Source organism: Moorena sp. SIO3A2, assembly GCF_010672265.1.
GTDB lineage: Bacteria > Cyanobacteriota > Cyanobacteriia > Cyanobacteriales > Coleofasciculaceae > Moorena > Moorena producens.
This window is the reverse complement of the sequence record NZ_JAAHHC010000001.1, coordinates 244969-265913: the sequence shown is the minus strand read 5'-3', so window position 1 is coordinate 265913 and position 20945 is coordinate 244969. Positions and strand designations below refer to the sequence as shown.

Annotated in this window: 20 protein-coding genes, 2 tRNA genes and 1 pseudogene; 11 read left to right on the top strand and 12 right to left on the bottom strand. The window is 44.1% G+C overall.

Translation table 11 applies throughout. From position 1 onward, the window contains the following. Nucleotides 1–17: 17 nt before the first annotated feature. Both F6K64_RS01130 and F6K64_RS01125 read right to left on the bottom strand, forming a co-directional pair. The gene (locus F6K64_RS01130) at nt 18–1517 is read right to left on the bottom strand and encodes a sensor histidine kinase (protein WP_008191640.1); all 1500 of its coding nucleotides are present in this window, start codon (nt 1515–1517) and stop codon (nt 18–20) included. A 97-nt stretch (nt 1518–1614) separates the two neighbouring features. Beyond that, nucleotides 1615–1761, bottom strand: a complete 147-nt coding sequence (locus tag F6K64_RS01125) for a hypothetical protein (RefSeq protein ID WP_008191642.1) — start codon at nt 1759–1761, stop codon at nt 1615–1617. Between the two features lie 117 nt (nt 1762–1878). Between F6K64_RS01125 and F6K64_RS01120 the strand changes: the two genes are divergently transcribed. The 4 genes from F6K64_RS01120 to F6K64_RS01105 all read left to right on the top strand — a co-directional run bounded on the left by F6K64_RS01120 (nt 1879) and on the right by F6K64_RS01105 (nt 5963). Continuing rightward, nucleotides 1879–3006 (top strand): sensor histidine kinase, encoded by a 1128-nt coding sequence (locus F6K64_RS01120; protein WP_287248291.1) that lies wholly within the window; start codon nt 1879–1881, stop codon nt 3004–3006. A 91-nt stretch (nt 3007–3097) separates the two neighbouring features. Continuing rightward, nucleotides 3098–3532, top strand: coding sequence for a response regulator (locus F6K64_RS01115; RefSeq protein ID WP_008191647.1), 435 nt, complete (start codon nt 3098–3100; stop codon nt 3530–3532). 187 nt (nt 3533–3719) lie between these two features. Beyond that, complete coding sequence (locus F6K64_RS01110) at nt 3720–3938, top strand: hypothetical protein (RefSeq protein ID WP_154659993.1); 219 nt, start codon at nt 3720–3722, stop codon at nt 3936–3938. Nucleotides 3939–4301: 363 nt separating this feature from the next. After that, nucleotides 4302–5963 (top strand): hybrid sensor histidine kinase/response regulator, encoded by a 1662-nt coding sequence (locus F6K64_RS01105; RefSeq protein WP_008191649.1) that lies wholly within the window; start codon nt 4302–4304, stop codon nt 5961–5963. Nucleotides 5964–6234: 271 nt separating this feature from the next. Here F6K64_RS01105 and F6K64_RS01100 read toward each other — a convergent pair whose 3' ends face one another. Then, complete coding sequence (locus F6K64_RS01100) at nt 6235–7041, bottom strand: PRC-barrel domain-containing protein (protein WP_008191651.1); 807 nt, start codon at nt 7039–7041, stop codon at nt 6235–6237. Nucleotides 7042–7687: 646 nt separating this feature from the next. Here F6K64_RS01100 and F6K64_RS01095 point away from each other — a divergent pair. Continuing rightward, nucleotides 7688–8053 carry a LapA family protein gene (locus F6K64_RS01095; protein ID WP_008191653.1) on the top strand — a complete coding sequence of 122 codons (366 nt, stop codon included), beginning with the start codon at nt 7688–7690 and terminating at the stop codon, nt 8051–8053. 309 nt (nt 8054–8362) lie between these two features. On the opposite strand, the gene F6K64_RS01090 is transcribed toward F6K64_RS01095, so the two are convergent. Then, nucleotides 8363–8707, bottom strand: a complete 345-nt coding sequence (locus tag F6K64_RS01090; protein ID WP_008191655.1) for a hypothetical protein — start codon at nt 8705–8707, stop codon at nt 8363–8365. 157 nt (nt 8708–8864) lie between these two features. Then, nucleotides 8865–9095, bottom strand: coding sequence for a hypothetical protein (locus F6K64_RS01085; RefSeq protein WP_287264705.1), 231 nt, complete (start codon nt 9093–9095; stop codon nt 8865–8867). Here F6K64_RS01085 and F6K64_RS01080 point away from each other — a divergent pair. From F6K64_RS01080 to trpD, 3 genes and pseudogenes are all read left to right on the top strand, one after another. After that, nucleotides 9084–9194: pseudogene (locus tag F6K64_RS01080) on the top strand (transposase); the annotation flags it as partial. The gene F6K64_RS01085 and the pseudogene F6K64_RS01080 overlap by 12 nt on opposite strands. A gap of 67 nt (nt 9195–9261) precedes the next feature. Then, nucleotides 9262–9741 carry a 2-C-methyl-D-erythritol 2,4-cyclodiphosphate synthase gene (ispF, locus tag F6K64_RS01075; RefSeq protein ID WP_008180966.1) on the top strand — a complete coding sequence of 160 codons (480 nt, stop codon included), beginning with the start codon at nt 9262–9264 and terminating at the stop codon, nt 9739–9741. 66 nt (nt 9742–9807) lie between these two features. Continuing rightward, nucleotides 9808–10848 carry an anthranilate phosphoribosyltransferase gene (trpD, locus tag F6K64_RS01070; protein WP_008180967.1) on the top strand — a complete coding sequence of 347 codons (1041 nt, stop codon included), beginning with the start codon at nt 9808–9810 and terminating at the stop codon, nt 10846–10848. A gap of 103 nt (nt 10849–10951) precedes the next feature. Here trpD and F6K64_RS01065 read toward each other — a convergent pair whose 3' ends face one another. From F6K64_RS01065 to F6K64_RS01050, 4 genes are all read right to left on the bottom strand, one after another. Further along, nucleotides 10952–11371 (bottom strand): hypothetical protein, encoded by a 420-nt coding sequence (locus F6K64_RS01065; protein WP_008180968.1) that lies wholly within the window; start codon nt 11369–11371, stop codon nt 10952–10954. 272 nt (nt 11372–11643) lie between these two features. Next, complete coding sequence (locus F6K64_RS01060; protein WP_008180972.1) at nt 11644–12330, bottom strand: lecithin retinol acyltransferase family protein; 687 nt, start codon at nt 12328–12330, stop codon at nt 11644–11646. Nucleotides 12331–12382: 52 nt separating this feature from the next. After that, entirely contained in the window at nt 12383–13834 is a 1452-nt protein-coding gene (locus tag F6K64_RS01055; protein ID WP_287264704.1) for a hemolysin family protein, read from the bottom strand. A 319-nt stretch (nt 13835–14153) separates the two neighbouring features. Next, nucleotides 14154–14876, bottom strand: a complete 723-nt coding sequence (locus F6K64_RS01050; RefSeq protein ID WP_044492411.1) for a hypothetical protein — start codon at nt 14874–14876, stop codon at nt 14154–14156. A 166-nt stretch (nt 14877–15042) separates the two neighbouring features. On the opposite strand from F6K64_RS01050, the gene F6K64_RS01045 reads away from it, so the two are divergent. Continuing rightward, nucleotides 15043–15115: transfer RNA gene (locus F6K64_RS01045), tRNA-Ile, on the top strand. A gap of 53 nt (nt 15116–15168) precedes the next feature. Here the strand turns inward: F6K64_RS01045 and F6K64_RS01040 are convergent. Next, nucleotides 15169–15636, bottom strand: coding sequence for a hypothetical protein (locus F6K64_RS01040; RefSeq protein WP_131826948.1), 468 nt, complete (start codon nt 15634–15636; stop codon nt 15169–15171). 79 nt (nt 15637–15715) lie between these two features. On the opposite strand from F6K64_RS01040, the gene F6K64_RS01035 reads away from it, so the two are divergent. Both F6K64_RS01035 and pyrE read left to right on the top strand, forming a co-directional pair. Next, nucleotides 15716–15898: a hypothetical protein gene (locus F6K64_RS01035; protein WP_287264703.1), complete on the top strand. Its 183-nt coding sequence runs from the start codon at nt 15716–15718 to the stop codon at nt 15896–15898. Nucleotides 15899–16046: 148 nt separating this feature from the next. Beyond that, nucleotides 16047–16658, top strand: coding sequence for an orotate phosphoribosyltransferase (pyrE, locus tag F6K64_RS01030; RefSeq protein ID WP_008180983.1), 612 nt, complete (start codon nt 16047–16049; stop codon nt 16656–16658). Nucleotides 16659–16673: 15 nt separating this feature from the next. On the opposite strand, the gene F6K64_RS01025 is transcribed toward pyrE, so the two are convergent. Both F6K64_RS01025 and F6K64_RS01020 read right to left on the bottom strand, forming a co-directional pair. Then, nucleotides 16674–16746: transfer RNA gene (locus F6K64_RS01025), tRNA-Met, on the bottom strand. Nucleotides 16747–17603: 857 nt separating this feature from the next. Beyond that, nucleotides 17604–20021: a peptidoglycan DD-metalloendopeptidase family protein gene (locus F6K64_RS01020; protein ID WP_008180987.1), complete on the bottom strand. Its 2418-nt coding sequence runs from the start codon at nt 20019–20021 to the stop codon at nt 17604–17606. Between the last annotated feature and the right edge of the window lie 924 nt (nt 20022–20945).

The following is a 20945-nucleotide window of genomic DNA, read 5'->3' as shown; positions in this document are numbered from 1 at the left end:
ACAAAATATTTTTGCTTTCATACCTGCTCGCTTTCGACAGGGCTTTCAGCCTTGCTTTTTCTAAAAACGGGTATTGTAACTGTAAAGGTTGTCCCTTGGTTGAGAGTGCTTTCAACTTCGATTTGACCGTGGTGATTCTCAACTATTGTTTTAGCGATCGCTAAACCTAGCCCTGCTCCTTTTGCTGTATCATAGGGTCTGGCTGGATCAGCTCGATAAAAGCGATCAAAAATATGAGGTAATGCTGATGCACAGATGCCTTGACCGGAATCAGTTACCTTGACTTGAAGCAGGAATTGCAGGTTTCTTGCCCTACGTTTGCTGGGAGGTTCTAACTGTTGTAATTCCACTTGAATAAATGCTTCCCCTGGAGTTTTGGTAGAGGCTGGTGTGTATTGGACAGCGTTATTCACTAGATTGGTAAATAAACGTGCCAATTGATTCCAATCCCCCTCAAGGGTAAAGGCATCTTCGTCCAATGTTGGATTTTGGAACCCTTTACTAGGGCAGGGTGGCAGAAATACCTGATCAGCCCCCATCTCTTCCTCTGTCTGCTCTGTCTCCTTTGTTCCCTCTGTTAACTCTGTGCTCTTTTCCTGATCGGGATTGGGGATTTCAATCAAGTAAAGGGAAATGCGTTTTTCTGTAGCAATCGGCTGTTGCTCCTCGATCACTTCCATCAGCAAAGCATCCAGGTGGACTAATTGCCACTGGGGTTTTACCATACCGCTATCAGCACGAGCCAAAAACAGCAGGTCATTCACCAGTCTTCCTAAGCGCTGGGTTAATCGCTCTATCACTTCGAGTTGGTGCCGTTGCAACTCAGATGCTAAATCGGGATCCCCCAGAGCAACTTGCACGTTAGTCTGAATCGTCGCAATTGGGTTTCTGAGTTCGTGGGAGGCATCAGCAGTGAATTGTTTGAGCCGTTGGTACGACTCCCGTACTGGCTTCATAGCCATACCAGATAGTAACCAACCAATAGCACCAGTAGAGATAATCATCACCACTGTACCTAGAGTCAGATCAAATATCAGTTGGTGGCTGGGTTTGGTGACTTCAAACCATGGGTGGCTAACCCGTAAATAACCCAAGATATAATCCTCGATTTGCACCGGTTGGGTTAACTGTCGCAGGAGATGCTCTGCTGATAAATGAACTGTTGCCCTAGTGGTGTTGGCCTTTAACGGAATAGTTAAGGGTTCAGAGAAGGTTGACCACAGCAAATCCCCCTTCGGACTAAACCACTCCAGGTCAATGTGGTCATCTTCTACCCCATCACTATTGTCTCGAAAACTGGCTTCAATGTTGAATTGGTAGGGACTCTCGCCATCATCCACAGGTTGAATCACCAGTGATCGCTCTACCACTTCTACGACATGTTTGAGGGTGTCATCAACCCGTTCAATCAGGGTGTGGCGGACATAAAGATAGACACCAGTTGCAAATAGTAACAGTAAGACTGCTGTGACCGTAGTATACCACAGAGCAAGGCGTCGGCGAGTAGTTTGAAACATGATAATTTAACAGACATCAAAGATCAACAGGACTTACGCCGCCAAGCCGGTTTATTAAAATAATTACACCGATTCCAGCCTTTGATTTATGAGGTGCCTAAGTCCTGATCAAATCCGGTTGACTAATGATCATATCTAGGATCGGGTCATGGGTAATGGCTACTATCAATTCCAGTAGGATCGGATTGAGCACAACTGAGAAGCGAACCAGTTGCTGCCAGTGTAGAGTAATAACTGAGGTCAAAGCTAAAATTGATATCGTCTCCGGTTAAATCGTTCTTGTTTGTAGAGACTTGGTCTGCAACGTCTCTACACAGAAGGTTTGATTGATTGTTCCTTCTCCGACTTGTCTGCCAAAAGAATGAGCCTTCAAAAAAGCGATCGCAAACCAGCAAAACTATTTCTAAGCTCTCGGGAAGACCTCTTGGAGTCCCTAGTCGAAAATTCTCCCGAGTGTATAGCGGTATTTGACCGGGAATTTCGTTATGTCTATGCTAATCCGGCCTTGTCACAGGCATTTGGGATAGCCCAGTCAGAATTAATCGGCAAAACCCATCATGACCTCCAGATGCCAGAAGACTTTATCCACTTATGGGATAGAGCGATGGAAAAGGTGTTTGCCACAGGTCAAGAAAAGAGGATTGAATTCCAGTGGATCACAGAGAATGGGCGACAGTTTTATCAATCCTGTCTGGTACCAGAGTTGGCCAGTCATGGTTCAGTAGAATTTGTGTTGGGGTATAGCTGTAACATTAGCGATCGCATAACCAATACAGAATTTTCAAGGTCGATTGAGCAACTACAGAATTCTAACCGAGAACTGGAACAGTTTGCTTATGTGGCTTCCCACGATTTACAAGAACCCCTGCGGAAAGTCAAGAGTTTCACAGAATTGCTGGTGGAAGAGTACCAGGGGAAATTGGATGGCGAAGCAGACAAATACATGGCTTACATTGTTGATGGTGTCTTCCGGATGCAGACTCTGATTAAAGATCTGCTCGCCTACTCCCGTTTGGGTAGGTCTGAACTGACCTTTGAACCCACAGATATAGCTGAAGTGCTTGAGCAGGTTCTTGAAAACTTGAGTGTTACCATTAAAGAAAATCATGCTGTCATCACCCATGATCCACTACCAACTATCCCAGCTAATCCTCAACACATGGTGGAATTGTTCCAGAATCTAATCAGTAATGGCATCAAATTCCGTTCCGAGGCAACTCCTGAGATTCACATTGAAGCTCAGTTGCAGGAATCCCAATGGTTAATAGGGGTTCGAGATAATGGTATTGGTATTCCAAGCAAGTATGCTGAACGAATTTTTTCCATATTCCAACGGCTACATGGTAGGAGCAAGTATCCCGGTACCGGGATTGGTTTAGCCATTTGTCAGAAAATTGTCCAGTGTCACGGCGGAAATATTTGGGTCGAATCCGAGTCTGGTGTTGGCTCAAGATTCTATTTTACCCTGCCAATTCATCAGAGTTGGTAGCCAAATATGACTCATGGGTTTGTGGATAAAAAATCAATAATAAACGATATTATAACCAATTTCAAATAACCCAATTTCAAATAACTATGATATGTACAGTAAATTCCCTGAAATTCTGCTAATAGAAGACGATCCTGGAGATATAGAACTCACCAGGAAAGCACTCAACAAAGCGAAACTGGCGATTAACCTCCATGTGGTTATGGATGGTACTCAAGCCCTGGCTTACCTGTACAGAGAGGGGGAGTATGCTGATTCCCAGCAACCTGACTTAATTTTGCTAGACCTAAACCTGCCTGGGATGAATGGACAAGAGATTCTCCAGCATATCAAAGGTGATGATAACCTCAAGCAAATACCCGTTGTGATGCTGACCACTTCAGATGCTCAGGAAGATATTGTAAAAAGCTATGACTTGGGAGCTAACTGTTATCTTAAAAAACCAATTAGCTTAAAAGAATTTGACAAGATTATCGAAGCCCTAGAAGATTTCTGGTTTAGTGTTGTGAAACTACCGCCGCCATAAACTAGCTGGAATTCAAAATTCAAAATTCAAAATTCAAAATTCAAACATGTTTAACTAGTGGTAAAGATGTAGCGGAATTCAAAATTCAAAATTCAAAATTCAAAATTTTTACATGTCTAGGTAGTGGTAAAGATCTAGTGGTTTGGCTACGGTCTGGTCAAGGTAACGGGAGCTAAAATCGCTACTTTTGTACAACTACCCTTCTTCCCTCTCCCCTCTCCCCACAGTCTTCCCCCGATTCCCGATTCCCGATTCCCGATTCCCGATTCCCGATTCCCGATTCCCGATTCCCGATTCCCGATTCCCGATTCCCGATTCCCGATTCCCGATTCCCGATTCCCGATTCCCGATTCCCGATTTCCGATTCCCGATTCCCGATTCCCGATTCCCGATTCCCAGTGGGTAGCGCTATAGGTCAGAAACCATTAGCCTCAAGCCTAATCTGATCATGGCTAATGCCTTCAAGGATAAACCTAATTATTGAAATCTTACCACCATTACGCCTCCTGATATTTAAGATTAATTTTATGATTCGAGGCTAAGTTAGCCATCGAAGACCCTCAGACGGTATACTTTTTTGTATTTTAATCCCCTTGATCTCAAGGATTATACGGGTTTTATGTGCATTTTTTAGTGAATTATCCGTATAAGTACGGAGATGACTATTAGTGAAATTACGGTGGAAACAGGTTTTTTTTTAGGTCAATATTAACATATTAGATTTAATTGATATCTAACCGATGTTTGTTGATTAGTTAACGGTATTCCAATGTCATCAACGTACCTACCAGTCACTTCTCCTTCAGCTGATCAAACTAATTTCTCTGCACCAGTCCCTGCTTCAGTCATTTATTTTCAGAATAAACTCCCCACAGAAAGAGCAGACCATCCTGATTGTACCCAAATCCTATTAATTGAAGACGATATCCAGGATGTTGAGCTGATTAAAGCATTACTCAAAAAGGCAAAACATTTTCGAGCAACACTCACCCATGTAGAGACCTTAGAGCAAGGTCTCGAATGCCTAAAGCAGGGAAATATTGATATCGTACTCTGTGACCTGTTCTTACCAGATCAAAAAGGTCTAGAGACATTTTGTGAAATTTATGCCCAGTGTCCCGAAGTGCCTATAATCATTCTGAGTGGACTGACTGATGAGAATTTAGCCATAGAAGCGCTACAAGAAGGAGCACAGGATTACTTAGTTAAAGGAGAATTTGATCGGAACCTATTGGTACGAGCGATGCGCTATGGCATTGAGCGGCAACGACTGCTGTTAGCACTGAAGGGACAAACTGAAGCCCTACGAGCCAGTGAAGAGCAATTTCGCACCATGATTACCAGAAATGCTGATGGTGTTGTGATTATTGATCACAATCGAATGATTCAATTTGTTAATCCCGCAGCAGAATCCCTGATGAACTGTAAAGCGGAGAAACTCCAAGGAGAACTATGGTGCAGTTCCCTAGTGGTTGGCGAAACTACAGAACTAGATATTCGCTCCTCCTATGGAAAAATTGTTATTGCCGAAATCCAGCTAGTAGAGATTCAATGGGAAGGTAAAAAAGCCTATATGGCATCACTGCGAGATATCACCACTCGCAAGGAAATAGAAATTGCTCAGAAGCAACTGAATGATGAGCTAGAACGTCGGGTTGAGGAGCGCACACTTGAACTAAGAGTAGCTAATGATCAGCTCCAAGTTTTGGAAATTAAACTACGTCAATCACTGGTTAAAGAAAAAGAATTGAGCAATTTTAAATCTCGGATTATCTCTAGCATTTCCCATGAGTACCGCACCCCATTAACTACCATTTCTTCATCAGCAGCAATCCTGGAACGGTACTGTCATCAAATGGATCTGACTCGGCAAGTAAAACATTGTAGACGTATCCAATCCATGGTTCAGCAACTGACTGGTTTAGTGGATGATGTGCTATTTATTAACAAGACAGAATTTAAGCAACTAGATTTACAACCCGAACCTATAGACTTAGTTGAATTTTGTAGTAAATTAGTTGATGAAATCAAATCTAAAACCACCTATAAGCACCAGCTCTTGTTTAGGCATGAAGGTGACTGTCAGGAATTCAGATCAGATCCTAAGCTACTAAGCCAAATGCTAACTAATCTCCTCTCTAATGCTATTAAATATTCTCCTCAAGGAGGCAAAGTCGAACTTAACCTTAAATGTGACACTAATCAAGTAATACTGGAAGTTACCGATGAAGGAATTGGCATTCCTAAGCACGATCAAGGTGAGTTATTTAATTCCTTTAGTCGTGGGAGTAATATCGGCTCCATAGGGGGAATTGGATTGGGGTTATCAATTGTCAAAAGTTATGTGGAACACCATCAAGGTGAGATAGTTATGGAAAGTAAAATAGGTTTAGGTACTCGTGTTACTGTCTGTTTACCATTGCTTGCTTAGTGGTTAGTATGACTGACAAAAATTGATTTATTGATTTATTTAACCGCAAATTATCAGAAGGGGAGAATACTAATATAGTTGGTAAAATGTATTTATAAGCAATCAGATCTAGTTCACGTCATGACTTATTAGTAAAGACTTATTGGTCTTGGGTCTTAGTTAATGGAAAATGGAAAATGGAAAATGGAAAATTCATAACTCCCAATTCCCAATTCCCAATTAACAGCCATCGGCAAAAATTATCGCCTGATTATAAATCCTTAGAGTCCTGTTATGTTTTATCTTTCAACTGCTTCGTAACGGATTTGGCTTTATCCTGTAAGTGTGCGGTGGTAGCCTGAGCTGTGTCTTTCAACTGATCAGTAACTGATTGAGCTTTATCTTTAAACTGTGCAGTGGTCGCTTTGGCTTTATCCTTCAACTGTTCAGTAACTGATTGGGCTTTATCTTTAAACTGTTCTGGTATATGTTGAGCTTTTCGCTTGACATCTTGAAATTCCTGGACAGTTTTTTGATAATCTTCCTTGATCAGGTCTGTAGCTTGACTAATTTTTTGATTAAGTCCTTCCCCATACTGTTTACTATTTTGAGCAACTGCATCCAGTACAATTATCCGCTTGCTGCCAATACTCGAAATTGCTACGGGTGGGAGTAGATACATACCATCCATAACCCCATGCCAGCCAAGGTCCGAGAAGAGATAGTTAACTACACTACCGCTTTTGGGTTTAAGCAAGTAGTCCACTAGCTTACCAATTTTGTTACCCGCATCTGTCCATACCTCATGTCCGATCAGGGAATCCCAAGACTCCGTTTTCTGTTGAGTTTTGTGATTTTTGCTAGTGTTGACGAGAATACTATCGGTGCCAATACTCTCGACTTGACCCCAAGCAAAGTAGCGTTTTTTCGCCCCAAGTAATCCAGACTTACACCTTAAGGCCACGACTCGATGAGCTTGATAGTCCAACAAGAGTTGATCGACATGACCAATTTCTTCCGTCGTCTGACGCTCTAAGACTAGACGATTGAGTAACTGGCTCTGCCTGATCGGTTTGGGTTGGATAAATAGTAAAGACATCTGTTCATGTCTCCAATAGTTAAGAACTGGCGATGGCGGTCGGAAAAAGACACAGAAGGCTCAACAGCAGTAAGCTATCAGGTAAGCATATGCGCTACAGATGGTGCTACTTGAGGTGCCTTTAGCAGTCAGCCCTCAGCTATCAGCTTATGGGCTATGGGCAGGCTACTTGAGGTGCTTTTGAATAAAACAGGTAAGCATTATTCAATGCTCCCGTTCAAGGTTTATTTTAAGCTGACCGCTGACCGCTGACCGCTGACCGCTGACTGCTGACTGCTGAATGCTTGTGTACCCCTCTGTGATTTTTTCCATCTAGATTTTAGCTTACAATAATTGAGTCAAGTCTGATCTAGGGTAAGCATTCAGCTATCAGCTATCAGCGTGTGGTGTATCAGACGAATTAAAGTAGAATTAAAGTAGGGTGGGCAAAGTAATATAATCATTAATACTCAAAACAATCAAACTGTTTTTGCCCACCCTATCAGCGTGTGGTGTATCAGACGAATTAAAGTAGGGTGGGCAAAGTAATATAATCATTAATACTCAAAACAATCAAACTGTTTTTGCCCACCCTACAAGCTGATAGCTGACCGCTCACGGCTGAATGCTTACGATCTAGGGGATTACCAAGGAGTGAGTTGAGACTATGCGCTTATTATTTTTGATTTCGGGCTTCGTGATCGGCTTAGCTATAGCAGCTATCTTATTCGCCCTCCAAAATAAAACCATTGTGCCGGTCAACTTTGGGGTTTGGACTATAGAAGAACCCTTATCTATAGTGATTCTTTTAGCTCTATCTATGGGCTGTTTAACTGGTTTATTAATCTCCACACCTACCCTAATCAACCAAAGTCGTAAACTAGCTCGGCAACGGAAACGGATTAATGAGTTAGAGCAGGATTATAATGAAACAATAGTAAATATTGATAACCAACGCAAAAGAATACAGTACTTGGAAGATAGTTTGAAAACTAAGATAGGTGCGTCATCAGCAGAATCTGAGCCGCAATAGCTGGAAAAATAAGCATTCAGCGGTCAGCGGTCAGCGGTCAGCGGTCAGCGGTCAGCAGATTTAACTCAGATTAAACAAATGCTTACCTCTTTCTTTTATTCTAAATGCTTTCGTGATCAATAAGAATGTGCATAGCCCATAAATAAACTGTTCGCGTTCGCGGAGCGTGGCCATTCGCGTAGCGTGGCCAACGGCCAAGGCCAAGCGTGCGCGTAGCGCTAATCGCTGTTCGCTGTTCGCTGATAGCTGATAGCTGATAGCTGATAGCTGATAGCTGATAGCTGGTAGCTTACCTTTTACTTACCTATTTTAACTACTGATCAAGGATTCAAACTCAGCTTTTAATGATTCAAAATCTGCCACCCTTGACACCAGTAAATTATCCTTACCAGCATCATTTAATCGTTGTTTCCAATAACTGATGATTTCTGGGTGATTCATCCAGAATTCAATGACACTGTCTACAGCTTTATCTATACCCCAATCTGCCTGGGAGGGAAGGGTTTCAGCTGATTCAATTAAAGCATCAAGGGTACACTGATAAGTACCTAAGTATTTCAGTTTTGGTGGGACTTTTCTCTGACTCAACGTCTGTTGATGATTGAAAAAGTCTAGGACAGGAGATACTCCTAAGATTTCAAAGGTGTATTTCATAGGTTGAATACCTTCCTTTTTACCAGTTATCCTTTTTACCAGTTACCTCAACCTTTCCAGCCAAGGTCATCAAGATTGGTAGATTTTTATGAGTTTTATGTTCTGTGTTCTGGATAAGAACTCTGACTGTTGACCAATCCTATAGAACTGCTATGCACTAAATAATAAAGGAATTGTTAAATTGGTTTTGTAGTAATTGTAACACAATGTTATAGCCTGTAGCACAAGGGATCTCGGAACAGGGAATCGGGAATCGGGAATCGGGAATCGGGAATCGGGAATCGGGAATCGGGAATCGGGAATCGGGAATCGGGAATCGGGAATCGGGAATCGGGAATCGGGAATCGGGAATCGGGAATCGGGAATCGGGAAAAACTTCTTTGCCCAACTCAAGCAATATCGAGCGATTGCCACACGCTATGATAAAGGGGCAATAAACTTTCTATCCGCAATTTATCTGGCTGCTACCGTTATCTGGCTTAATTGATGACACGCCCTAGATAGCAGGTAAAATTCGATCGCTTGCTCTGTTAACGTGGGATTCAGTGGAAAAAATGACTATTCGGATTGGCAACGGTTACGATATCCATCAATTGGGCAAAGGTCGCCGTCTGATTATCGGAGGTGTAGACATTCCTCATGAATTGGGATTAGTCGGTCATAGTGATGCCGATGTCCTGACTCACGCCATCATGGACGCCATGCTGGGAGCCTTGAGTTTGGGCGATATTGGTCATTATTTCCCCCCAACTGACGAAAAATGGGCGGGTGCGGATAGTTTGGTATTGTTGAGTCAGGTGAATCAGTTGATCCAATCCCATGGCTGGCGGATTGGCAATATTGATTCGGTGGTGGTGGCGGAGCGTCCTAAGCTTAAGCCTCATATTAAGACCATGCGCGATCGCTTAAGTGTAGTCCTAGACCTGAAGCCTGACCAAATTGGCATTAAGGCAACCACTAATGAAAAGTTGGGTCCGGTGGGACGTGAAGAGGGAATTGCTGCTTATGCTGTAACCTTGTTAGTTAGAGATTGATCGGAAATAGTGATTGAATAGTTAATGCGATCGCATTTCCAGATAAAATACTCTACTTCTATAATAATGGTTCAAACCTCTTCTAACTGGCCCAGTTTGTTGCAACAGTTGTTGGATGGGCAATCGTTATCCAGTGACCAGGCATCACAACTGATGCAGGGATGGTTGAATGAAGAAATTCCCACTGTGTTATCTGGCGCACTTTTGGCAGCTATCCAGGCTAAAGGGGTGTCGGCTACCGAATTGGCAGGGATGGCTCAGGTGCTACAATCCCAGTCGTTGCAGAAGACAACCATTAAACACAACCAACCCGTCATTGATACCTGTGGTACCGGTGGGGATGGCGCGTCTACCTTTAATATCTCTACCGCAGTAGCCTTTGTAGTGGCGGCGGCTGGAGTGCTGGTGGCTAAGCATGGTAATCGTTCTGCTTCTAGTAAGGTGGGTTCGGCTGATGTGCTCGAAGCCCTAGGAGTAAATTTAGCAGCAGCACCGGACAAGATTCAGGCAGCCCTGGATGAGGTAGGGGTAACCTTTCTGTTTGCTCGGGGTTGGCATCCAGCCATGAAAGCAGTGGCACCGTTACGGCAAACCCTCAAGGTCCGGACAGTGTTTAACTTGTTAGGACCATTGGTAAATCCCCTGCGTCCCACCGGTCAGGTAATCGGTGTTTATGCTCCCAACTTTGTAGAGACTGTAGCGCGATCGTTGTGTTTGATGGGTACTCCCAACGCAATAGTTCTCCATGGTAGGGAAAAATTAGATGAGGCGGGATTGGCAGATCAAACTGACTTGGCACTGCTATCGGGGGGTGAGGTGCGACTTTTGAGTCTAAATCCGGAACATCTTGGTCTAACTCCTGCCCCTACTGAGTCCCTACGAGGCGGTGATGTAGCGGAAAATGGGGCAATTTTACGGAACGTTTTGCAAGGTAAAGGAACACCAGCCCAGCAGGATGTGGTGGCGTTAAATGCCTCATTAGCCCTTCAAGTCGCTGGTGTTATACCTCTCGAAGACTACACAGCAGGGATTGCTCTGGCAAAGGATGTTATGGCTAGCGGTGCCCCTTGGTTGAAGTTAGAGCAGTTGGTGCAGTTTTTAGCTTGACTGACGAGAATCCCCAGGTCTAACCTGTAAGGGTAACCTGGGATCAATGGCGGAGGGTGCTACCCAATGTCCAGCAGCCGAAGTTGCCTATTCTCTATTGCCTTCACCCAGCGCTAAGCGTGAATGACTGGAGATATTTTCCCCACTCCACTGCCAAAGGAATTTCTGTAAAGGGAATTTTGACTGGATCTATGGGTTTGAGGAATTGAAATTCTAATGCGATCGCACGACCTTTATCCGGTGGTTGCTCTAAGTCAACCACTTGATTATCAACTAGCAAGTTGATTGATTTAACGTCTTTGAGGGAAAAGGTTTCTAGATTTACTGGTTTATTTCTAGTGGGTTTACCCCAAGTCAGGTCACTGCCGTTTTGACCAAGCACCGCATATATATCATACTTTGCCCGTTCAAACTGTTCAGCCCAGCGGCGATAAGCTTCAATCTTTTGGTATTCATTCCAGCCTGACCAGGCAAGCCAGCAAAATGCTGCTAGCAGAGGTAACCATAGTAAACCACGTTCCATTCAGTTTTTTGGATCTTTACAACTAAAAGTAAGTATATAAGCAAATATATAGTTATATCTGCCTATCCTCCCATCATCTATACGTAAGCATTCAGCCGTCAGCCGTCAGCCGTCAGCCGTCAGCCGTCAGTGGTCAGCCGTCAGCCGTCAGCCGTGAGTTTATTTTATTCAAAAGCTGATTACTGAGAGCTGATAGCTGATAGCTATTAGCTGATAGCTGATAGCTGATAGCTGACCGCTCAAAGTAGCTTTCTGATTACTTAACCAACCCACTAGGTTTGTTGCCAGTTCATACGGTTGCGAATCAATGTTTCTGTCATCTTCGCTAACTGGTCTAATTTAGCTTTCTTGTCCGTCGCGCTTTTCTCATAGTTCCGCTTCCGCATCAAAGCCGCACGGGCTAAGTCTTCTCTATTGTTTTTAAGAGCTTGAATTGCCACTTGCTGCCAGACATTGATTTCTTTAAGTTCCTGTTTATACTTAGGTTGAATCTCATCCCAAACCACCCTGAGATCAGATAATGCTTGGTTAAGTAACTGGGTTGTATCGTCTTGCTTTGCTCCCTGAAGTGCTTGTTTTATAGCTTCGTACAAACCCTCGATTTTCATATTACTAATTACCGGAATAAAATCCTTGACTTGCTGGCTCTCACTTTTGCCAGTCTTGCACCAATTAGCAAAGTGTTCACAGTTATTAAAAATTAGATTATATTGTCTTTCCCCTAATCGACTTTCTGCTCGACGAATCACAACATCTGGAATTAAACAAACTGAGTACTGCCTGACATAAATTTTTGTTTCACCTAGAGCAAAGGTAGCCAGAGAAGTACGCTCAATTGTTTCAGTATTTTTGCGGTAGTGGATAACACTACCATCTCCACAGTCAATACCATGATGTTGGTAAACCCCCTCAAGGTTAAGAAACTTTTGGAATACGTAAATTTGATCTCCTCGCGCCATTCTTTTCTATTGGTTTTCTCCAGAGCTAATCAAATAAAATTCACCAAAACTATCAAAGCCCTCCATTGTCAAAGGAGACATCATCCTTTCTGGGAATTATCGGCATTTGTTCAGAATCGGAAACATCTACTGAATTCTTACCTTGTGGCTGCTGGCGGCTTATGCGAATTTGGTTTAGGCGCGCTCCAGAAGCAGACACAACGGTCAATTCTAGATTGTCATAATTTAAGGTTTCACCGGGTACAGGAATTTTCTGAAACTTGTCCAGCAAAAAACCTCCCAAAGTATGATAGTCATCAATTACTGGTAGGTTTAAATCCAAAAGTTCGTTGACTTCTTCCATATTCATCTGAGCTTGCACCAGGAAGGTATACTCGTCGAGAATTTGTACAGTCAAGTCCTCGCTTATGTCAGATTCAGGTCCATCACCAATAATTTCAGCAATTAAATCCTTGAGGGTGACTAATCCAGCCGTACCTCCAAACTCATCCACCACCATCACCATTGCCAAATGCGATCGCTGCATCATCGGCAGTAATTCACTCAATGGGGTAGTTTCTGGGACAAACTTAGCTGGACAAATCCAGGATTTAATCGGTGTCTGAAGTCCTAGCTTCCCTTTAGATAAAGGTTTAGCCATTTTTTTGAAGTCGATAATGCCACGAATGTCATCTAGGGATGCCCCAATCACAGGATAGCGAGAGTGACTAGTCTTAGCAACTTCCTCTAACAAAATATCGAAGGTTGCTGCATGGGAAATAGCCACAAGACTGGTGCGGGGAACCATTACCTCTGCGGCTGTTACCTCCCCAAACTCAAACACATTTTTCAGTAGTTTTCTCTCTTCTGCTTCCAGTCCGATAGACTCCCGTTCAGTGGTAATAATCAGCTGCAACTCTTCCGGTGTTACACGGCTATACCAACCTTGACCAGAATATTGAACACCCACCAGCCTCAGGAGCCAGCGGGTAGATTGGTTCAAAATCTGGATAAAAGGATTAAAAAACCTGGCAATTACCAGACTGGGTGGTCCAAGAAACCGTGCTAGTTGTTCTGAGTAAAGTAAAGCCAGGGATTTGGGGCAAAGTTCCCCCAAAACAATTTGTAGATACGCAATCAGGAAAAATGCCACCAGGATTGCTAGGGAATGGGTAATAACTGGAGTTAGAGCTGGCGTTATTGGTAGCTTGGCTATCCCAGCTGCTACCAAGGTTGCCATGGTAGTCTCCCCAATCCATCCCAGAGCAAGGCTCGAGAGGGTAATCCCTAACTGAGTTGTAGATAGTAATCGGTCAATGCTCTGTTGCAAAGCCTGAACGGTCTTTGCTTGCACGTCACCCGCATCTACTAATTGGCTAATCCGCGATCGCCGCACGGCCACCATGGAAAACTCAGCCGTAACAAAAAAAGCATTGATCGCTATCAGTAGTAGCACTGATAACAATCCCAGCAAAACCTCTCCCTCAGAGAGGCTAATAGAAGCATCCACTGTTAGAAAAACCATTAGGTTGGCAACCATAGAAAAGGTGAAAGGTAAAAGCAAATAATTTTCATTTTTTGCTGGTTACGGTTGCCTTCTGATGTATCTTCCTAGACCTAGGGCAGCTTGGTATCGATTTATCGCTTACCATCAAAAACTTATCAGTTGTATTATGGGGTTTTCAGTTGTATGACTAGCATTTCCTTGAGCTAGTTCAAGAGTGCCAGTCAAGGGAATTTCTGATACTGGCTGGCGAAACTGGCTTAGTTGCTTGCTCTCAACATAGGCTTTTAGCATAGCGTCAACGTTTTATCCTTAACAACCATTCCCTCGACTTGCTTCGTTATCTAACTACAGGAATCTGAGACATTTTCAACTGTAGTTTTTGATCGGGATAATCGGTCAGTGTCAGGGAAAGCTTTTCGGAGTTCTCTAGTAAAGCTGTCGGTATGCTCACTGTTCCAGAAAATTCCTTGCCATTAGCCGGTAATTCTCCTGGTAAGCCTTCCGTAATTGCGCTTAAGGCACGACCGCGATCATCGGTAACATTCAAAAAGCTGTACAGAAACCTGACTGGATTAGAACTCTGATTCTTCAAGCTGACATCCAACATTAAAGAACCCTCCTGCACACTGGCAGAATTTACCGCTAGGGTGACTCCCTTATCCTGACTTTTAACCGGCAAATTTAGCTTAGGGTTTTTCCGAGTGAAGGATGCCTCTTTAGTCAATACACCAGACGATGACTCCTTCTGAGCTGGCTTAGACCAACTAATTTGCTTAGTTTTCTGGCTGTTTTTCTTAGCCGGAGGATTTTTACCCTTATTGTGTATGTGGGCGTGAACGTTAACCAAGATATCCTTCTCGCTCACAATCAAGACCCCTTCTTTCCCAGAAGAAGACCCCTTATTCCCTGTCAACTTTTTCTTAGGGTTAGTATCCGGTTGAGTAACTCCTTTGAGGGCTTCGTGACCGATAGAGAATCCCCAAAAGGCACTCACGACACCTGCACCTAACATCATTGTCAGTAGAACTATGGTTAGCGCTACAGTTGTGTTGAATTTCATAGCGTGATTAACGTTATTCCGAATTACCGCTGGTTCCGTGCTGTATTATAGTCCTGCTATACAGCTAGATTATCTTATGTTCTGTGAATTATCGGATAAATCGGGAATTTCTAGTTAGTGGTGTTGCAATAACCCGATTCAGGCTACCATAATAGAAAAGGATAACCCAGGGTTGGCCGAGCGGTTGAGGCAGCAAACTCATAATTTGCCCTAGGCAGGTTCAACTCCTGCACCCTGGATTTAACACTTGCGGTCAGCTACTACTATCACCCCATACTGATCTGCCCCATACTCATCTGCGCAGCTGTAGTATGGGCTGCGGTGCCAAGAAAAATTCTTGGTTTTCCACTTGGATTGGTATATCACTCGATTGCTCTAGCAACCGTAGGGAAGTATTGTAGGGGTTTGGTAAATCCAGAGTACGAATAACAGGGCCACTCTCTACCTGCTGCTTTAGTAAATCCCGATAAAGATTACTCACACGCTGAGCATCGCGCTCAAGTGCCAGTTCTGGAAACGCAGGTGGCCATCCAGAGCCGAAAATTGTATCGATTTGACTCTTGATGCTCCTGTTTTCAAAAAAGTTCCCAGAGTCATCAAAAAAAGCGTTTTCAAAAGCCTCAGGTAATGTTAATAGAGGAATTAGCTCCAAGTCCTCCGAATTAGTTTCTGCTATGGCACCACCTGCTCCTAGACTAGCAGTGGCTGCTATAACTAAAACGCTAAACAGCTTTTCCCAACGCATTTGCATCGCAATCACCCGTAGTTTTCCTCAATAGTATCCGATATTAAGGGTAAAGTACCCCAGTCGGTGAAAAGTAAGCATTTAGCTGTCAGCTATGAGCTATGAGCTATCAGCTATCAGCTATCAGCTATCAGCTATCAGCTATGAGCTATCAGCTATGAGCTATCAGCTATCAGCTATCAGCTATCAGCTATCAGCTATGAGCTATCAGCTATCAGCTTATGGGTCCCAGCCTCGAAGCCTGTGCCACTGTACACCGAACAGTTTATGCCCATAGCCCACGCTACACCGAACAGCTTTTGAATAAAATAAGCTGACGGCACCTCAAGTAGCGTGAGCTTTTAGCTGACGGCTGACGGCTGACGGCTGACTGTGAAAGAATACCGCATAATCCAAATCAACCGCCACTAGTAGTAGTAAGTTTCATGAACAACCAATTCCAAGCCCTGTCTACCCCAAAGGATTTACCTCTCCTGCGACCTTTTCTGCTGGATTTGTTTTGTAAACTGGCTTACCAAGAGGGTGATTTTGTGCTTTCGTCGGGGCAGCGTAGCTCTTATTACATCAATGGTAAACAGGTCACCCTTCATCCTCAAGGAGCATTGGCAATAGGACGTTTGCTATTCTCAATGCTACCTGCTGATACTCAAGCTGTTGCTGGCTTAACTCTGGGTGCAGATCCCATCGTGAGTGCGGTTAGCATTGTTTCTGCCTTAGAAAACTGCCCTATCCCTGGTCTAATTATCCGCAAACAGCCAAAAGGTCATGGAACCAGGGCATACATTGAAGGTCCTAGTTTGCCCACAGGAGCCAAAGTAGTGGTATTAGAAGATGTGGTGACTACTGGGCAATCAGCCATGAAAGCCGTGGATCGCCTTAAGGAAGCCGGTTACCAGGTAGAGCTGGTAATAGCCCTGGTTGACCGGCTCCAAGGCGGAGCCGAGCTTTATAAGTCCGCTGGCCTAATGTTTCAAGCTTTGTTTTCGATTAATGAAATCCGAGAACACTACCAGGGTTCTCTTGATCAATCCAGTTGACTAATTAATTAGTTATGGCTCAGGCGGGATTTGAACCTGCGACCTCGGGCTTATGAGTCCCTTGCTCTAACCACTGAGCTACTGAGCCTTTTCTTCAATCCTTATCTACTATAACATATCAATGCCAATAATTTCTTTATTGACACTCGCCGTCTTGAAAGAACGGCGATTCCCAGATCAATGAGCTGCCTTAAACCACTGTGTCCTAATCTTTGACGCCGCCAAAAAGTAGGCAGTACCTAAACCAAAAACCCGTCAAGACCAAGAATTTAGTTTAGTTCACAGTAGACCCAGCGGGCAATTCTCGCGATCGCGTTTGGCTACTTGTCAGGAAGTGCCGATAAAAGTCCGTTTCCTTCCTTTTCACCTGGTTTCGGTGTGCCCCACCGTACCGTATTTTTTCTCAAGTTGTGATTTTCCTGGGTTCACACGCCAACGTCTAATTGACGATTGGGTTTTTAAAGAGGACTTTCCCAGAGACGAAACCTTAGTAGAGGGTCGCCTTACTACAAAACCTTTTCCCTATGCTGCATAACCTACCGACTATAAAGGCGACCCTCTACTTACGGTAACTTCAAGCCCTCTGGGCATTACTACTTTTAGGTCATGCAGTGGCGGATCTCTCTTCCGGTTGCGCCAAGGCCAAAGGCCACGCGGGGCGCGTTCAGTTTTTCAGCCTGTACCCTATACTTAAACTATACTATAGCGCTAGATAAGTGTCAACTTTTTGCTCTTGTGTTTTTTTAGGCTAAAAGCGCGCTAGTCACTTTGATCTGGGCTCGCTTTGTGGCGGAGTTTTCAGTGTTGGGATTTCTCATAAATATTGTCAGAGAAGTTGAGGAAGAGTAGGAAACTTCCCTGTTGCTTACCTTACCCTTTTCCTCTGTCTCCTCCTTCAACCTAGTAATTTTGCCTGATTGGGATACTTCCCTTGAAATCACTCTATTACCGTCTTGTAGGCAAATAGGCGATCGGATTTGCAGCTCCCCGACCTCTGGGATGTACCTCAAAGTGTAAGTGAGGACCAGTGCTATAACCTGTGCTACCCATAGCGGCAATTCGTTGACCTTGGCCAACCTGTTGTCCACGACGCACAAAAATTCGGCTGTTGTGGGCATAAAGGGTCAGACTACCATCAGGATGCTTGATTTCCACCAATTTACCGTAGCCACCTGAATTCCAACCAGCACTGACTACAACACCAGGGGCTGCTGCCATAATTGGTGTCCCAATCGGAGCTGCAATATCAATACCCTTGTGCATCCGTCCCCAACGCCGACCATAACCTGAGGTAATCACACCATTACTTGGCCAGATATATCCGTTAAAGCGGTTAGGGCTATCTGGCAAGTACATATCTGGTGTAGACAGAGGTGGCACTCCTGGTGAAACAGGTTTTCCTACCGGTATGCGGATCATTGGGTTAAATCGTTCCGGTGGGGCAGGAGCTACAGCTATCCTTCTCGGTTGTGATACCTCAGGTGGAGGCACAGGAATGGCAATAGAACTGCGTCGAGTTTTCCGGGGTGGCTGAGGTCTTGGAATAGCAATAGGAACCTGTGGAGCTGTCGGTGGCTGCGGTAATAATAATTCCGACTCTTTCGCACCGGTTGCTTGATTATTCTCAGGATTCCACTGGGGAGTGATCTCGACAGATTTAGACTCCTTGTCTGAGGGATCAGCAACTGGCTCGTTAGTAGGAGTTCCTAGGTTGATTGGTTTGCTTTCCTCTGGGCTGGTTTTATTGTCCCGGATTTCTTCTCGCATCTTGAGAATATCAGCCCTTAATTTTTCAACATAGGAGTTGCGCTGAGAGTTAATAGACTCTAGAGGCTGATTTTCAATCGAGGAAGTAGCTTGAGCTAGCAGACCACTGTCTGAGGTCGATTGAGCCAGAATGGTCTCAGTTACCGGTTTTACTTTAGGTTTTTCCTCTATAGATACGGATGTGACTTGATCTCGACTAGTAGAAGTCTTAACAGAGATAGTTGTTTCTAAATCCAATGGTCGCCCTATTGCTGGCTTCCAAGGTTCAGATTTCGGGCTGTTGCTAGATAGCAAAGTTACTGACGACTGTTGCTGATCGAATGTCCCAACTTGAGGAATTTTCAGCTGTTGATTAATTTCAATTAGGTGAGGATTATCTAGCTGATTGGCTAAGACTAGCTCTGAGCGGGATAAACCATAACTACGGGCAATAGAATCGAGGGTTTCACCAGCTTTGACCTGGTGAAAAGAGTTACCAGTAGATGACAGCCTAGTTCCCACCACCACTGGCTGTGGTACATTTAGTTGCTCTGTAGTTACCTTGGTTGTAGCCGATGCAATTCTTGGAGTACTGACCTTGAAAACTGATGGTTTGACTGCCGATATGACAGTTGTTTCTGGAGTCGGTACTGGAATGACCACCGGTAGTGGCTCAGATCTAGTTGATTGGGTTAAGGCTGGTGATACAGCAACTTTCGGCCTTGGCTGTGGGAGCGTCGCCGGAGCTGTAGGTACCGTAACAATGGGCTGCGATGTTTGTGTTACTGAACCCTCAGGTTTTAGCACTGCAGGGGGTAAAGTGTGTGGGCTAGAACCAAGGGTCGCTGATGCCAGTTCATAAGACTTGTTAAACTCCTCGGACCTCAACTGAACCAGACTTTTGCTCAGACGGTTTCGATGTTTTTGGAGGCGCTTGAGGGCTAGGTCTTGTCTAGCTTTTAAAAGATTATTGGTCTTGTCGGAAACAGCTTGTGATGCATCCGTTGACAGGTTACCCGATTTTGATACTGGTGCAGATGCTAGCAACTGTTTTGGCTCTACACCCTCAGACTTAGATGAGGCTTTGACATCAGTACCCTTAACCTCACCAATGGTAGACTTCCTGGCTACTGGGAGAGTGTCATCGGTTTTGAGCTTGTTAAAATTCCCGTTCCCGTAGCGGAGGCCGTAGGCCACGCTTTCGCCGTAGGCGACGCTGCGCGAACGCGAACGGCTTTGCCGAATCGCAAGTTCTGGGGGTGAGGCTGGCTTTGATGCCACACCCCCTTGTCCCTCCTTAGCCGGGTTTAGCAATGAGGGGCTTGAAACAGCGGTAACCTTAAATTCGGCTGCTGGTAGATTCGTCCCACTTGGGTCAGGAGCAACTGGCTCGAATGCCATTGCTTCATCACCCTGTTGAGGTAATAGTAACCCAGATGCCCCCATGGAAATCGCCAATCCAATCATGGCTGCTGAGGTACGAGCCTTACGGTTCACCTCAAGGGGAATTACTGCACCGACCGCATGATTACTTGCAGGTAGTTTCGATGACGAATCCGATGACTCTGCTGCACAGGTCGGAACATGATTGACCTTATCAGTAAGTGTTCCTTTCAAAAACGTCCTCCTGGTGTTTGACGAGCGCTTAACAGTTCCTGATTTATTTTTTACCAGTCAATGATGTGACTCACTTCTAAAGTGTGATCCAAATCACATCTATTTGGCAGACTTAGCAAAGATTACCGTGCTTCTTTGATTTAGACAAGCTCACATGACTACTAAAAAATTTATTCCTTGACGGCAATAGCTAGATACACCTTGAAGCCATTGATAAGTAATTATCCTTAGACAACTAGGTGGACAACATCCCATAGCAGAGATCTTGTCGGGATTGACCACGGCTGCCGTTAAGGATTGCTGCATATGCTGCATATATATGCATATAAAGTAACTGGCTAATCAGGCCTTCTCCGGGAAACCACCCTCAGTAACCCAATAAAATCGAGCATATTTGCTGATTATTCTGTTTGAGCGCCATAAAAACAGCGATGGTAATCTCGAAGCAACTGACTGGTTACAGCTGAACTCTACGCGAATTTTGGGTAAGACAACAACCGTATAATCCTGTATCAACCCGGATCTTAATCCTGGTGGGTTGCTAGTTGATGGTGTGCTCACAAAATCCTTCAAATCCTCCTTTTATCTACTGATAGTTGGTTTGGTATACTGAACACTCCCCATTTGATATCAGCAAAATCTATCGGTGATTTCTCGGTAATCCTACTGTTTATGATAGAAATTTCTTATATGTCTTAAGTAATTTCAGTCTTCTAGATAGCTGAATTTTTGGTGAGTAATTCTACACACACTAACTCATTCAACCAAGGTGCGTCCGGTCAGCTGTAGGCTGACAGTCCTTGATTCTACCCAAAGATGCTTGTTTTGACGTCTTTCCCTGATTAAAACCGACTTGTGCGACAAAACGTTTTTACACAGTTTAACCAAATCTAAAAATCTAGTTATTGATTGATCACCTAGGGA

Bases quoted from the DNA above. Each gene is read 5' to 3' on its own strand.
- F6K64_RS01130 (WP_008191640.1), bottom strand. From the start codon at position 1,517: ATGTTTCAAACTACTCGCCGACGCCTTGCTCTGTGGTATACTACGGTC.
- F6K64_RS01120 (WP_287248291.1), top strand. From the start codon at position 1,879: ATGAGCCTTCAAAAAAGCGATCGCAAACCAGCAAAACTATTTCTAAGC.
- F6K64_RS01115 (WP_008191647.1), top strand. From the start codon at position 3,098: ATGTACAGTAAATTCCCTGAAATTCTGCTAATAGAAGACGATCCTGGA.
- F6K64_RS01105 (WP_008191649.1), top strand. From the start codon at position 4,302: ATGTCATCAACGTACCTACCAGTCACTTCTCCTTCAGCTGATCAAACT.
- F6K64_RS01100 (WP_008191651.1), bottom strand. From the start codon at position 7,041: ATGTCTTTACTATTTATCCAACCCAAACCGATCAGGCAGAGCCAGTTA.
- F6K64_RS01095 (WP_008191653.1), top strand. From the start codon at position 7,688: ATGCGCTTATTATTTTTGATTTCGGGCTTCGTGATCGGCTTAGCTATA.
- F6K64_RS01090 (WP_008191655.1), bottom strand. From the start codon at position 8,707: ATGAAATACACCTTTGAAATCTTAGGAGTATCTCCTGTCCTAGACTTT.
- ispF (WP_008180966.1), top strand. From the start codon at position 9,262: ATGACTATTCGGATTGGCAACGGTTACGATATCCATCAATTGGGCAAA.
- trpD (WP_008180967.1), top strand. From the start codon at position 9,808: ATGGTTCAAACCTCTTCTAACTGGCCCAGTTTGTTGCAACAGTTGTTG.
- F6K64_RS01065 (WP_008180968.1), bottom strand. From the start codon at position 11,371: ATGGAACGTGGTTTACTATGGTTACCTCTGCTAGCAGCATTTTGCTGG.
- F6K64_RS01060 (WP_008180972.1), bottom strand. From the start codon at position 12,330: ATGGCGCGAGGAGATCAAATTTACGTATTCCAAAAGTTTCTTAACCTT.
- F6K64_RS01055 (WP_287264704.1), bottom strand. From the start codon at position 13,834: ATGGTTTTTCTAACAGTGGATGCTTCTATTAGCCTCTCTGAGGGAGAG.
- F6K64_RS01050 (WP_044492411.1), bottom strand. From the start codon at position 14,876: ATGAAATTCAACACAACTGTAGCGCTAACCATAGTTCTACTGACAATG.
- F6K64_RS01035 (WP_287264703.1), top strand. From the start codon at position 15,716: ATGAGCTATGAGCTATCAGCTATCAGCTATCAGCTATCAGCTATCAGC.
- pyrE (WP_008180983.1), top strand. From the start codon at position 16,047: ATGAACAACCAATTCCAAGCCCTGTCTACCCCAAAGGATTTACCTCTC.